The sequence below is a fragment of the Glutamicibacter sp. MNS18 genome (genome assembly GCF_026107515.2).
In the GTDB taxonomy this organism is placed as follows: domain Bacteria; phylum Actinomycetota; class Actinomycetes; order Actinomycetales; family Micrococcaceae; genus Glutamicibacter.
The window spans coordinates 376,693-389,471 of record NZ_JAPCHW010000004.1 but is presented as its reverse complement, the minus strand read 5'-3'; the positions used below and the strand labels follow the sequence as shown (position 1 = coordinate 389,471).

Genomic DNA, 12,779 nt, shown 5'->3' with positions numbered 1-12,779 from the left:
GTCCTTAGCTGTGGATGGTTCCCTGCTGGATATGTTCCAGCGCGCGGTCAATGATTCCATCTTCGGTGGGGTCCAGCCAAGTGACTCTGTCATCTGCGGTGAACCACGTAATCTGGCGTCGGGCGAACTTGCGGGTGGCGATGACCGTGGCTTCAATAGCCGATTCCCGGGTCAGTTTCCCGTCGATGAAATCCAGGTATTGCTGGTAGCCGATGGCCCTTGATGAGGTCCTGCCGGTACGCAGTCCTGCGGGGATCAGTCCCCGCACCTCGGTTTCCAGGCCCTGTTCATCCATCCGGTGCACCCGGGCCGCCAAGCGCCCGTGCAATAACGTGCGGTCCAGGTTCAATCCGATTTGGATGGCCGGCTGGAAGTACCGGCGTTCGGGCATGAAGGAGCTGAAGGCCCTGCCGGAGATCTCGTACACTTCCACTGCACGAATGGTCCGGCGCAAATCCAGTTTCCGGCCCGCGGAGATGGGGTCGACTGCGGCCAGCCGCGACCGTAGCGGCGCTTCGCCATGCCGTTCAACCTCGGCTTCGAGCCGTTGCCGTACGGCCGGGTCGGTGGGCGGGAAGTCGATGATGTCCAGGGCGGCACGCACATACAGTCCGGACCCTCCCACCAGCACCGGTACCCTGCCGCGGGACCTGATCTGTTCGAAGCAGGTCCGCGCCTGGGTCTGGAACTGCGCGACCGAGGCCTCCTCGGTCACCTCCATGATGTCCAGCAAGTGGTGGTCGATGCCGCCGCGTTCTTCCGGCGCAAGTTTGGCGGTGCCGATGTCCATGCCCCGATAGAACTGCAACGCGTCGGAGTTAACGATTTCCCCGTCCAGCGTCCGGGCCAGGGCGATCGCCAGGTCGGATTTTCCGGTGCCGGTGGGCCCAACCACTGCGATCAGCGGCAGTTTCGAGGGCTCCATGGACTTAGCTGCGCACCTTCAGCGTCGGCATACCCAGGTTGGTCTTGCCCACGGCGCTGCTGTTACCGGTGCTCGGCACCCCACAGCTTTCGGCCTGGGACCGGTCCCAGGCGTCCCCGGCCCGTGAGCGGCGCAGCGCATACTGCTGCGCACTGGGATCGGAAACCAGATGGAAGGCTGCCACTTCGGTGATCGGCAGGGTGACCAAGTCACCGGGTCGAGGGGTTTCGGCGCCCTCGGGAACCGAGAAATGCACCAGCCGCTGGTCCCGGGCCCGACCGGCCAGACGGTGGGTCTCTTCCGCCTTGCGGCCGGACTGCTCGGTGACCATGACCTCTACGGTGCGCCCCAGCTGCTTGGCGTTCTCCTCCTTGGCGATCCGGTCCTGCAAGGCGGTCAGGCGCTCATAGCGTTCCTGCACCACGGCCTTGGGCAACTGGTTCTCCATGGTGGCCGCCGGGGTCCCCGGGCGTTTGGAGTACTGGAAGGTGTAGGCCGAGGAGAAACGGGAAACTTCCACGACATCAAGGGTCGCCTGGAAGTCCTCTTCGGTTTCCCCGGGGAAGCCTACGATGATGTCGGTGGTGATGGCTGCATGGGGGATGCGCTCACGTACCTTGTCCAGGATGCCCAGGAACTTCTTGGACCGGTAGGAACGCCGCATGTCCTTGAGCATCTTGTCCGAGCCGGACTGCAGCGGCATATGCAGCTGCGGCATGACGTTCGGTGTTTCGGCCATGGCGTCGATGACATCATCGGTAAAGGCGGCCGGGTGGGGGCTGGTGAACCGAACGCGTTCCAGTCCCTCGATGTCCCCGCAGGCCCGCAACAACTTGCCGAAGGCCAGCCGATCACCGAACTCCACCCCGTAGGAGTTCACGTTTTGTCCCAGTAAGGTGACCTCGATTGCCCCATCATCAACCAGCGCCTGGATCTCGGCCAGGATCTCCCCGGGACGACGGTCCCGTTCCTTGCCCCGCAACGACGGAACAATGCAGAACGTACAGGTGTTGTTGCAACCCACCGAAATCGACACCCACCCGGCGTATACGGATTCGCGACGGGTAGGCAAGGTTGATGGAAAGACATCCAGTGATTCAAGGATCTCCAGCTCGGCTTGCTGGTTGTGGGCCGAGCGGGCCAGCAAGGTCGGCAGCGAACCGATATTGTGGGTTCCGAACACCACATCCACCCAGGGCGCCTTCTTGATGATGGTGTCTCGGTCCTTCTGGGCCAGGCACCCGCCCACGGCGATCTGCATCCCGGGACGTTCGGCTTTCACCGCCTTGAGGATGCCAAGATTCCCGTAAAGCTTGTTATCCGCGTTTTCGCGCACTGCGCAGGTATTGAAGACCACCACATCGGCCACTTCACTGCCAGCCTGCTCCGCTTTGCGGCTCAGTCCGGCATCCTCCAGCAAACCGGATAGACGTTCGGAATCATGCACGTTCATCTGGCACCCGAAGGTGCGTACCTCGTAGGTACGCTGCACGTTTTCGGGATCGGTTGGGGTCTTCGACGCTAGCTCAGTCACCCCTCCAGATTACCGAAAATTCGGGGTTGCCGAAACGAAGGCATGCCTAGGACGGGAAGGACTAGCCGCTTCCTGCGTTCGCTTTTGCATATGGTGAGGAAAAAGCTCCAGGCGCCCGTTTATGGTCATCGCCCATGGTGGCAATGGCACTGAGCTCCTACCCGCCAGGACACCTGCGCTGGCCGCTCTCTCCGGGTATTTGCTGCTGGGGACGTCATTCCCGGAACCGGGCGTCCCATTCCTCGCGGGCAACCTTAAAGGCCAGTGATCCGTTATAGCCCTTGCGTCCGAGCATGCCGACCAGCCGGCGTAGCGCCTTGTCACGATCCAGCCCCATGGATTCCGGGCGTAGCTTAGCCCGGACCAGTTCACGGGCGCGTTCTTCCTCGTCCTGGTCATCGACCTGATCCAGGGCCATTTGGGCGATCTCATCGTCGATGCCCTTGGATCGCAGTTCGTGCTTCAGCGCTCCCCGGGCTAAACCGCGGGTGCGGGTACGGGCACGCACCCAGGCATTGGCGAACTTCTCATCATCGACCAGATCCACGTCGATGAATCGTTGAATGACTTCCTCGGCAATGTCTTCCGGGCATTCCTTCTCAAGCAACTTGTCCTTGAGCTGCTTGGCGGATTTGTCGCTCGCGGTCAACTGGCGAAGCAGGATTCCACGGGCCTTTTCACGCCACTGGTCTTCATCCAGCTCTTCAGTCTCGGCCGCAACCCGTTCGGCCTTGCTCGGCCGTTTCGCCGCACGTTTCCTCTCGGGTTTGCGTTTCGTCGCGGGGGTTTCAAGGATCTGCTGCATGGAGGCGCGCAGGTCCTCGACCGTTGGCGGTGCAGTATCCTGCGCGGTCGCCGGCTCGGGGGCGGATAGCGTACCTCGATGTTGCACTGACGGGCTTCTCCGCGCTCGGTGCGGTTCGGCGGTCGCTGTCCCTTCGCGGTCCTCCGACTCCGGTTTCGCCCAGTCCGGCATTTCATCCGGATCACCGTAGAACTCTGCGGATACGCGCTCGGCGCCGGGTCCGGAATTCCTTCCGGACCTGGCGCCGTGTGGACTGCGTGGGGGCACTGTTACTCGCCTTCGACGACGCGCAGACCCTCGGTGTCGTCCGCCTCAACCTCGGGCATTTCAACGATGCCCAGCTTCTGCTTGATCTGCAGCTCCAGCTCATTGGCCAGATCCGGGTTGTCCTTCAGGAAACGACGGGCATTCTCCTTGCCCTGGCCCAACTGGTCGCCGTCATAGGTGAACCAGGCCCCGGACTTCTTGACCAGTCCGTGCTCGACACCCATGTCGATCAGGCTGCCCTCGCGGGAAATACCCACCCCATAGAGGATGTCGAATTCCGCCTGCTTGAAAGGCGGAGCCATCTTGTTCTTGACAACCTTCACGCGGGTGCGGTTACCCACCGGGTTGGCGCCCTCCTTCAGAGTTTCGATACGCCGGATATCCAAGCGCACCGAGGCATAGAACTTCAGCGCCTTACCACCGGTGGTGGTTTCCGGGCTGCCGAAGAACACGCCGATCTTTTCACGCAACTGGTTGATGAAGATGGCGGTGGTCTTCGACGCCGAGAGCCGGCCGGTGATCTTACGCAGTGCCTGGGACATGAGTCGGGCCTGCAGGCCCACGTGGCTATCGCCCATTTCGCCTTCGATTTCGGCGCGTGGGACCAACGCCGCCACCGAGTCGATGACAATGATGTCCAGGGCGCCGGAACCAACCAGCATGTCCATGATTTCCAGCGCCTGCTCACCGGTGTCCGGCTGGGAAACCAGCAGTGCATCGGTATCCACGCCGAGCTTCTTGGCGTATTCCGGATCCAGTGCGTGCTCCGCGTCGATGAAGGCCGCAATGCCACCGGCGCGCTGCGCGCTGGCAACAGCGTGCAGGGCCACGGTGGTCTTACCCGAGGATTCCGGACCATAGATCTCCACCACGCGGCCACGCGGCAGTCCACCAATGCCCAGCGCCACGTCCAAGGCGACCGAACCGGTGGGGATGGCTTCAATAGGCGCACGGGTGTCATCACCCAAACGCATAACCGAACCCTTGCCGAATTGCTTGTCAATCTGGCCTAGGACGGATTCGAGCGCCTTTTCGCGATCATTCTTTGCTGCCATGGTTCACCTTTAGTCGTCGTGGCTACGTGGTGTATGCCTATCGATATTCGTCTTACTGCCCTCGACAGTACGACGGCACTCCGACATTTTGGATTCGATGGATCCAAAAGTGGAAAACTTCGCGTGCCTCGCTATGTGCACGAGAACTACGCTATCCGAACAGGTATTCGAATGCAATGTCATTGGCTTCGAACACGCCGGGAACTTATTCCTTGATTTCGATATCCGGTCCCAGCCACCGCTCCGGCGGCACATCCTGCGCCCTGCAGACTGCCTGCCAGACATCACGGGGCGGCACTCCTCGATCCAGTGCTTCGGTGGCATTCAGGGAGTTGAATTCGGACAGCGCCAGCGTATCGGCCAGCACCCGTGAATACCGTGGGCCGAATTCATGATCCATGTTCCGCCAAAAATCGCTCAATCGCACCTTGCCATTCTCCCATTAAACACCGCAGAACCCCCGCCTTGTGGCGGGAGTCCTGGGATGATTCGAAGTAGTTGGGGTCCTAGCTGGATGCCGAAGCCAAAGGCTTGTTGAAGCGCTCGGGCAACTCGGTACCGAACTCGCTGGACAGCTCGGATGGAATGGTGTCCGGGATGGCGATTCCCTCAGCCAGGGCGATGCGATCGGAAACCTCACGCAACATCAATGACAGCGGGACCTCCAAAGCCACGCAGATCGAAGAGAGCAACTCGCTGGATGCTTCCTTCTGGCCGCGTTCGACTTCCGAGAGATAGCCAAGGGAGACACGGGCGCTGTGCGAAACCTCGCGTAGGGTGCGGCCCTGGCGCTGGCGGATATCACGGAGGACATCGCCGATTTCGTGACGGAGTACTACCATTTTGTGCTCCTCCTTCTCGCGCTGGACTTCGGCTGGTTGGCCCATGTCGCGCCAACGGACAACTCCATTGACCGTTACGGGTTGCTTAACCATGTGTGTAGCCTCTGCTCCTGGGGTCCTCATAATTGGTCTTTTCCAGACCCGGGTCAAGTTGTTGACCCGACATCTTGTTCAACGGTGCCGGTCGGGATTTTGTTCCCGGTACCTTTACCCTAATCAATCGAATGCGACGAAAGCCACATCATCAGGCAATTAATCGGAACTGTTGCGTTATGTGTTCCGATAACCAAGTATGACGGGCCTTACTGTGAATTTTCTTGGTCCAGAATGACAAGCAGCTGTTGAAGAGCCGCCTGAGTGGACCGTGCCCGGATCTTGTCCCGGTCCCCCACGAAGTGGTGTTCCACCGCCCCGGACCCGGCCGCGCTGGCCCAGCCGATGAAAACGGTGCCCACCGATTTGCCATCATGGGCCGCAGGTCCGGCCACCCCGGTAGCCGAGACCGCGATATCCGCCCCGCAGGCCCGGCGCGCACCGGTGGCCATGAGTCGGGCGACTTCGGGGTCCACGGAGCCTTTGGATTCCAGCAGCCCGCGGGGAACCCCGAGCAGGGAGACCTTGACCTCCGAGGAGTAGCTCACCACTGCCCCGCGCAGGACCGCAGAAGCCCCGGGAACGGTGGCCAGCGTCGCACTGATCTGTCCGGCGGTCAACGATTCGGCGGTTGCCAGTTGCCGACCTGCGGCCACTGCGCGCTGGACTACCTCGGCGGCGAGATCTCGGGGCATCGGGTTACTCCTTTGCGGTGCGGCCTGCGGCAAGTACCAGCTTGGCGGCCTTGAAGATGTAGTCCAGTCCGGTCAGCACCGTCACCGCGACCGTCAGCAGCATCAGGTACCAGGCCACGGTATGCAGCCAGTCGATGGTGTGCGTGAACGGAAGCAGGTAGAGGATGATGACCGCGGCCTGCAACACGGTCTTGATCTTTCCGCCCATATCCGCGGCAATCACACCGTAGCGGATTACCGCGAAGCGCAACAGGGTGATGCCCCATTCGCGGACAAGGATGGTGATGGTCACCCACCAGGGCAGTTCGGCGATAATCGAGAAGACCACCAGGGCCGAGCCGGTGAGTAACTTGTCGGCGATCGGGTCGGCGATCTTGCCGAAGTTGGTGATCAACCCGCGGTTGCGGGCCAGGTCGCCGTCGAGCTTGTCGGTATACATGGCCACGGCGAAGATCGCCACGGCCACCCAACGCCACAGGCCTTGCTCGGAGTTGTCCGCCAGCAGTGCCCAGACGAAGAAGGGCACCATGATGATGCGCAGCGTGGTCAGCACATTGGCGATATTCAGGGTCGGGACCGGTTGCTCGCCGCTGGCGGGATGTGTCATCAACTATCTTCCTGTCAGGTTCCAGGCGTCTTCGCCCGCGTCATCATCGTCGCCGTCGAAGTAGTCGACGGCCTGGGCGCGTGATTCAAGGTCCTCGGCCACCAGGTCAACCGGTGCCGCATGGGTGTGGTTGGCTTCATCAACCAATGCCTGTTCAGCGGCGCTGGCCTGGTGCCTGGTCGCGTCGTCCCCGCGCATGGCGGCCAGCACGGCCGGCAGGTCATCGGGTTTGACCAGCACATCGCGGGCCTTGGAGCCCTCGGAAGGACCCACGACACCGCGCGATTCCATCAGGTCCATCAGGCGCCCGGCCTTGGCGAAACCCACCCGGAGCTTGCGCTGCAGCATCGAGGTGGAGCCGAACTGGCTGGTGACAACCAGTTCGGTGGCCTGTAGCAGCAGGTCCAGATCGTCGCCGATGTCCTCGTCGATCTTCTTCTTTTCCGCCACCGGCACCACGTCATCGCGGTACTCGGGCTGCAGTTGCTCCTTGACGTGCTTGACCACCCGTTGGATCTCGGATTCGGTGACCCAGGCTCCCTGGACACGCATTGGCTTGGAGGAACCCATCGGCAGGAAGAGCGCGTCGCCCTGGCCCAGCAGCTTCTCTGCGCCGGGCTGGTCCAGCACCACGCGGGAGTCGGTCACCGAGGAGGTGGCGAAGGCCATCCGCGAGGGCACGTTGGCCTTGATCAGGCCGGTGACCACGTCCACCGATGGGCGCTGGGTGGCCAGCACCAGGTGGATACCGGCCGCACGGGCCAGCTGGGTGATGCGTACGATCGCATCTTCCACATCGCGAGGGGCCACCATCATCAGGTCGGCCAGCTCATCCACGATCACCAGCAGGTACGGGTAGGGGCGCAAGACGCGTTCGGAGCCGGCCGGCACCTGCACCTTGCCTGCCTTGACCGCCTTGTTGAAGTCGTCCACGTGCTTGAACCCGAAGTTCGCCAGGTCGTCGTAACGCGTGTCCATTTCGCGCACCACCCAAGCCAGGGCCTCGGCGGCCTTCTTCGGGTTGGTGATGATCGGGGTGATCAGGTGCGGCACGCCCTCGTAGGCGGTCAGTTCCACACGCTTGGGGTCGACCATCACCATACGCACCTCGTCCGGGGTGGAGCGCATCAGGATCGAGGTGATCATCGAGTTCACGAACGAGGACTTACCGGCACCGGTGGCACCGGCCACCAGCAGGTGCGGCATCTTGGCCAGGTTCGCCACGACGAACCCGCCTTCCACGTCCTTGCCGACCCCCATGACCATCGGGTGCTGGGTCTTCTTGGCATTATGGCTACGCAGCACGTCACCGAGCGCCACGATTTCCTTGTCCGTATTGGGGATCTCGATGCCGATGGCGCTCTTGCCCGGAATCGGCGAGAGGATCCGCACATCCGAGGAGGCCACGGCGTAGGAGATGTTCTTGGATAGCGCGGTGACCTTTTCCACCTTGGTCCCCGGGGACAGCTCGATCTCGTAGCGGGTCACGGTCGGTCCGCGGGAGAACCCGGTGACCTGGGCGTCGACCTTGAACTGGGTGAGCGTGTTGGTCAGCGCGGCGACCACCGCGTCATTGGCTTCGGAATGTTCCTTGGCCGGCGGTCCGGAGGGCAGGAAGTCATCGGTGGGCAGGGTGTAGGTGATGTCCCCGGATAACTGCAGCTGTTCGGTGCGGGCTGGGATCGGGGTCAGCGGTGCCGCCGGCTTGGTGCGGTCCATGGCGACCGTGCTCATCGCATCGGTGGCGGCCTCGGGTTCGTTCTTTCCCAGGCCGATTTCGTCCATGATCGCGGCCATCTCGGTTTCGGCCTTGGTCGGGCGTTTCACCCCCGGCGGCGGGACGTTCGGGTCGGCGGCCGGCCGGGCCATGGCCTGGGTGGCCGGCTCCGCCTCCATGGCCAGGGCCGTATCCGCATCGATCTGGTCCAGGGAAACGGTGGCATCATTATCGGCAATCACCGGGGTGTCATAGGCGACATCCCCCACATGACCGGTCTCCGCGTCCCCGTCCACGTCGTACACCTCGGTGGCCTTCTTGTTCCGCGGCTTGAAGAATGAGGAACGCTTCTTCTTGGCTGCCGGTGCCGGGGCGGGTTCTTCCTCACCGTACAGGTAGGACTGGTCGTGCTCCTCGGAGTTCGGGTCCAGTTCCCGGGTTTCGGGCACCCGGTGCGGGCGCGGGGCGGCGGGGTCCTGCCCCAGCAGTTTGTTGTAGCCGGCCCGCACGCGCGCCGGGATCTGCAGGATCGGGGTGGCGGTGATGATCAGCAGGGACATGAACAGCAGGAAAATGAACACGGCCATGGCTCCGGGGACCGAGATCAATGCCGCCATCGGGGTACCCAGGATGGCTCCGGCCATCCCCCCGGCGCTCCACAGGGTGTCGAAGTCCGCCGCGACGCTCGGGGCACCGGCCACCAGGTTCGCGGTGGAGGCCCCGGCCAGGGTCATGACCAGCAGGCCGATGCCGATACGGTTGTTCGCCGCATCGTTCTCCGGGTAGCGGAAGAGCCGGGCGGCGCCGATCAGCAGGATCGGCGGCAACAGGACGGCCATGAACCCGAGCGATCCACCGGCCACCGCATGCACCCCGCGGCCGAACCAGCCCACATCACGCAGGCCCCACCATTCGACAACCGCCACGATCACGGCGATCAGGGTCAGGAACAGCCCGGTGCCGTCGCGACGAACCTCGTAGTCCGGGCGCACATTGCGGCCGATCTTGCGGAAGGCGCCACCGATCACCCGGGCAATGCCCATCCAGAATCCGAGGATGAGGCGCAGCGGCAGCGCCAGCTCGTGCTCTGGATTCTGGGAAGTCTTTTTCTTGGTCGCGGAACCAGAACCGCGCGGTTTACGCGCAGCCGAAGTCTTCGCGCCCTTGGATTGGGTACGTGGAGCCATGTATCTAGGGTATCTCCCCGGTTAGTCTGGCCATTGAATTTACACGGTCTGGTCCGGGGTTGCCCGGCGACCGGTACCTGAGCATCGTGATGCCCCGTGCGTGGCCCTGGTGCCGGCGTCCGGGAGCTGTACCAGCTGATCCGGTTGCAGAGCGCCGGGCAATTCGTGGGCCACGACCACCACCTGGCTTCCCTGCTCGGTCCATTGCAGGATTTCACGGCTCAGCAGTTCCACGCTGCCGGTATCCAGCCCGTTAAACGGCTCGTCCAGGATCATGAGAGGCCGTCGTTCCGCCGTGCCGAGTACGAACCAGAGCTTCTTGAGGTTGCCAGTGGACAGTTCTCCTGCCGGGGTATCCAGCCACGGTTCCAACCCGTAAGAGTCCAGCCGTTCCCGTAGCCAATCCGCTGGGATGCCCAGTCCCCGGCTGATCAGCTCGACTTGCAGGTATACGGGCAACACCGGCACCAAGGCCGGTTCGGCGCGACAGATGCACCGCAGACTACGCGCCCGTTGCGTTGTGGGGTGCTCACCCAGCAGCTCAACGCTTCCGATCCACGGTTCCAAGATGCCGGCAATGACCTCGATGAGCGTGGACTTACCGCTGCCGTTGCGGCCCTGCAAGTGCGCCAGAGGCCCGGAAATACACAGATTCAGGTCCTTGAACACCGGTGCACCGCGGTGGTATCCGGCAGTGAGATTCCGCACGTTGAGAACCGGGCGCGCCACGGCCTGCAGGGAAGTCGAGTTCTGATTCATGTCCGCTTCTTGGTAGACGGGGTGGAAAATTCGAAAGCTGTCCGTGACCGGTCTTGCGGCATCGAAGGCCGTGGACCGGTGCGCCGTTGGATCAGCCGCCAACTGGTGGCCAGCAGGCCCAGCATCAGCATCAGCGCAAGGACCGGTGACAGCGGCCACGGCAGGATCCACACCGTCGTGGCCAACACCATGGCCAAGAGCATCAGCAAGGCACCGCCTAATCCCCCATCGGCCGAGCCGTCCGGGTTTTGTTGACGGTACCCATCCAAGAGGTCGCTGGCCACAGCAGCAGCGGCCACCGTGGGGACCAGAACCAGCGCTTCGAGCAGCGGCATCCAGCTTCCACGGATCAGGGCGAAGCCGAGCACCGGAAAGACCAGGGGCAGCGAGCACAACGCCAGCACTTGCCCAAGGTAGCCGGAGGCCAGTGCCGGCAGGCTGTACCCGTTGTCTACCAGCAAGTGGAATCGGGGAATCCACCAGATCGGTCCCGCAGCGCTGGTCAGTGTCATGGCCAGCAGGGCGGCCAAGGTGGCCAGCGTGCCGACACCGGCTATCTGCAACCAGTCGATCCCTGCGGTGGTCCGGGCCAGCCACGCGCCGAGGCCGAAGCCGCACAGCCCCGCGCCGAGCACCGGAAAAACCAGGCTCATCTGGCGGAAGACCGTCGCCGCTTGACGTGTGTCGTGGCGCACTTGCAGGAGAAGCAGCCGACGTTCCGGGTGCAGGCCGATGCCGCCACGGACCAGTGCAGCCGCGGCGTCCGGGCGCCGAGCGATCCTCCCGCTGCCGGGAATCCGGTAACCGGGCCCCCGCCTCCTGCCCTGCGTCGGGCGAGCACCGTGGCGACCACCCCGGTGAGCACACTGAGCACGGCGAACGACAGGATCACTCCGCTGGCAGCGCTGCCCAGATCCGCGGTCCAGCCGATCCAGCCCAGCACCGCCGCTTCCCCGGGCATGGCCAGTTGGCCCTCCGATGCCAGGGAATACGTCGCTGCGGCCACCAGACTGATGAGGCATGCGGAGAACAGTGCCGCGAACCAGGCCGGGTGCAGCTGCCACCGTCGCTCGCGGTAGGCCAGTAGCAGCTGCAGGACGGTGCCCCATGCGGCCGGGACCAGTACTCCCAGGGCAGCGGCCCACCCATGGCTTGCCAACGCTGTCGGTTCGGCGGTCGCAGGCCGGATCAGCCCGATCCCCGCGATCGCGAACACACCGAATAACATCCAGGTCAGCGTGCGCAGGGCCCGCGGTAGCAGCTGGTGGGCCGCTGCTGCCGCCCAGGGATGCAGATCCAATCCCAGATAGTGCGGCAGCTGCACCGGTTGGCGTAGCTCAATGACCGATTGCCTAGTCAGGTTGCCCAGCGCGGAGGCAAGGGCCACGACCGTGCAGACAACGACCAACAGCCCCGCGACCCGCGTTCCCGATAGACCCAGTTCCCGGCCCAGCAGATGTGCCAGGGCTCCGGTGGCAAGAAATGCCCCGGGAACCAACACCAGGTAGAGGACCGCTGCAATGGCGGCCAGCGGGACGAGGTACGCCGGCCGTGCCGGCAGTGAATTACGCAGCGCACGGCTCACCAGTTCGAGCATCAGCACATAGCGCACCGAAACGAGCAGCGATGAACTGCCCGAATGACGAACCGGCCGGTCGGCCACGACCGACTCCGTCACGTCGTTGCCCGGTTCCCTGGGGATCTGCACTGGGTCCTCCGGCTAGTTACGGGGCAGGCGGAACGCCAGCTGTGCCAGGGCACACACCGCCAGGATGATGGACGCGGCAATGAGCACCCCGGTCAGCTGGGTCGCACGGAAGAACGGGATGGCGAAGACCGCCAGAAGCGCCCCGGCCACGCAAATCCCGGTGGCGACGGCGGGCAGGCTTCGTCAGCTGAGCGCGAAGGGCAGCCAGAGCACCAGCAACACGCAGGCGGCACCGCCCAGGATCCGCCACATCAATTGCATGCCGTCCACTGCGGCGGCAGGTTGGATGAACTCCGCTGCCTCCAGGCGCAGTCCGTTCAGGCCGATCACCCCCAGCGCTGCCGCAACCAGCAGCCAGCTGGCCAGAGACGCGATGCGCAGCGTAGCACCGTTCGAGCGGGTGCTGATGGTGTCCATGGGTCACCTTCCGGTTTGGTCTGGGACATTGATTCGTCGGGAGTCGACGCGGCACCGAGCACCGCGCCCATTGCCGCAATCGAGGCAGTGAGTGCGGTGCGCATGTTCTTCAGCGGTGTTTGCGTAGGTGCCCTGTTCGCCGGGTCCGCGCCGTTCCCTGGGCAGCCC

At 63.6% G+C, this 12,779-nt stretch carries 14 protein-coding genes; all 14 read right to left on the bottom strand.

All coding sequences use genetic code 11. The annotated features are described in order from the left end of the window. Nucleotides 1-4 precede the first annotated feature (4 nt). The 14 genes from miaA to OK351_RS07430 all read right to left on the bottom strand — a co-directional run bounded on the left by miaA (nt 5) and on the right by OK351_RS07430 (nt 12,611). Nucleotides 5-925, bottom strand: a complete 921-nt coding sequence (miaA, locus tag OK351_RS07495; RefSeq protein WP_265157429.1) for a tRNA (adenosine(37)-N6)-dimethylallyltransferase MiaA — start codon at nt 923-925, stop codon at nt 5-7. A 4-nt stretch (nt 926-929) separates the two neighbouring features. Further along, nucleotides 930-2,459, bottom strand: coding sequence for a tRNA (N6-isopentenyl adenosine(37)-C2)-methylthiotransferase MiaB (gene miaB / locus OK351_RS07490; RefSeq protein WP_265157427.1), 1,530 nt, complete (start codon nt 2,457-2,459; stop codon nt 930-932). A 214-nt stretch (nt 2,460-2,673) separates the two neighbouring features. Then, the gene (locus tag OK351_RS07485; protein ID WP_265157425.1) at nt 2,674-3,351 is read right to left on the bottom strand and encodes a regulatory protein RecX; all 678 of its coding nucleotides are present in this window, start codon (nt 3,349-3,351) and stop codon (nt 2,674-2,676) included. A gap of 182 nt (nt 3,352-3,533) precedes the next feature. Further along, nucleotides 3,534-4,586, bottom strand: coding sequence for a recombinase RecA (gene recA / locus OK351_RS07480; RefSeq protein ID WP_265157423.1), 1,053 nt, complete (start codon nt 4,584-4,586; stop codon nt 3,534-3,536). Nucleotides 4,587-4,791: 205 nt separating this feature from the next. After that, nucleotides 4,792-5,013: a DUF3046 domain-containing protein gene (locus OK351_RS07475; RefSeq protein ID WP_265157421.1), complete on the bottom strand. Its 222-nt coding sequence runs from the start codon at nt 5,011-5,013 to the stop codon at nt 4,792-4,794. A gap of 79 nt (nt 5,014-5,092) precedes the next feature. Further along, nucleotides 5,093-5,521, bottom strand: a complete 429-nt coding sequence (locus tag OK351_RS07470) for a helix-turn-helix domain-containing protein (RefSeq protein ID WP_306349474.1) — start codon at nt 5,519-5,521, stop codon at nt 5,093-5,095. 209 nt (nt 5,522-5,730) lie between these two features. After that, on the bottom strand, nt 5,731-6,216 hold the full coding sequence (locus OK351_RS07465) for a CinA family protein (RefSeq protein ID WP_265157419.1): 486 nt from the start codon (nt 6,214-6,216) through the stop codon (nt 5,731-5,733). Between the two features lie 4 nt (nt 6,217-6,220). Beyond that, nucleotides 6,221-6,823, bottom strand: a complete 603-nt coding sequence (gene pgsA, locus OK351_RS07460; RefSeq protein ID WP_265157417.1) for a CDP-diacylglycerol--glycerol-3-phosphate 3-phosphatidyltransferase — start codon at nt 6,821-6,823, stop codon at nt 6,221-6,223. Between the two features lie 3 nt (nt 6,824-6,826). Further along, nucleotides 6,827-9,727, bottom strand: coding sequence for an FtsK/SpoIIIE family DNA translocase (locus OK351_RS07455; RefSeq protein ID WP_265157415.1), 2,901 nt, complete (start codon nt 9,725-9,727; stop codon nt 6,827-6,829). A gap of 39 nt (nt 9,728-9,766) precedes the next feature. Continuing rightward, entirely contained in the window at nt 9,767-10,486 is a 720-nt protein-coding gene (locus OK351_RS07450) for an ABC transporter ATP-binding protein (protein ID WP_265157413.1), read from the bottom strand. Continuing rightward, complete coding sequence (locus OK351_RS07445; protein ID WP_265157411.1) at nt 10,483-11,139, bottom strand: hypothetical protein; 657 nt, start codon at nt 11,137-11,139, stop codon at nt 10,483-10,485. Before OK351_RS07445 ends, OK351_RS07450 begins: the two co-directional genes overlap by 4 nt. Beyond that, complete coding sequence (locus OK351_RS07440) at nt 11,136-12,194, bottom strand: hypothetical protein (protein ID WP_265157409.1); 1,059 nt, start codon at nt 12,192-12,194, stop codon at nt 11,136-11,138. Before OK351_RS07440 ends, OK351_RS07445 begins: the two co-directional genes overlap by 4 nt. A gap of 12 nt (nt 12,195-12,206) precedes the next feature. Next, nucleotides 12,207-12,344 (bottom strand): hypothetical protein, encoded by a 138-nt coding sequence (locus OK351_RS07435; protein WP_265157407.1) that lies wholly within the window; start codon nt 12,342-12,344, stop codon nt 12,207-12,209. A gap of 33 nt (nt 12,345-12,377) precedes the next feature. After that, a complete protein-coding gene (locus OK351_RS07430; protein WP_265157405.1) occupies nt 12,378-12,611 on the bottom strand; it encodes a hypothetical protein in 234 nt (77 codons plus the stop codon). Nucleotides 12,612-12,779 lie beyond the last annotated feature (168 nt).

Coding starts and splice junctions, on each gene's coding strand:
- miaA (WP_265157429.1), bottom strand. CDS start 925: ATGGAGCCCTCGAAACTGCCGCTGATCGCAGTGGTTGGGCCCACCGGC.
- recA (WP_265157423.1), bottom strand. CDS start 4,586: ATGGCAGCAAAGAATGATCGCGAAAAGGCGCTCGAATCCGTCCTAGGC.
- OK351_RS07470 (WP_306349474.1), bottom strand. CDS start 5,521: ATGGTTAAGCAACCCGTAACGGTCAATGGAGTTGTCCGTTGGCGCGAC.
- OK351_RS07465 (WP_265157419.1), bottom strand. CDS start 6,216: ATGCCCCGAGATCTCGCCGCCGAGGTAGTCCAGCGCGCAGTGGCCGCA.
- pgsA (WP_265157417.1), bottom strand. CDS start 6,823: ATGACACATCCCGCCAGCGGCGAGCAACCGGTCCCGACCCTGAATATC.
- OK351_RS07455 (WP_265157415.1), bottom strand. CDS start 9,727: ATGGCTCCACGTACCCAATCCAAGGGCGCGAAGACTTCGGCTGCGCGT.
- OK351_RS07450 (WP_265157413.1), bottom strand. CDS start 10,486: ATGAATCAGAACTCGACTTCCCTGCAGGCCGTGGCGCGCCCGGTTCTC.
- OK351_RS07445 (WP_265157411.1), bottom strand. CDS start 11,139: ATGAGCCTGGTTTTTCCGGTGCTCGGCGCGGGGCTGTGCGGCTTCGGC.
- OK351_RS07430 (WP_265157405.1), bottom strand. CDS start 12,611: ATGGACACCATCAGCACCCGCTCGAACGGTGCTACGCTGCGCATCGCG.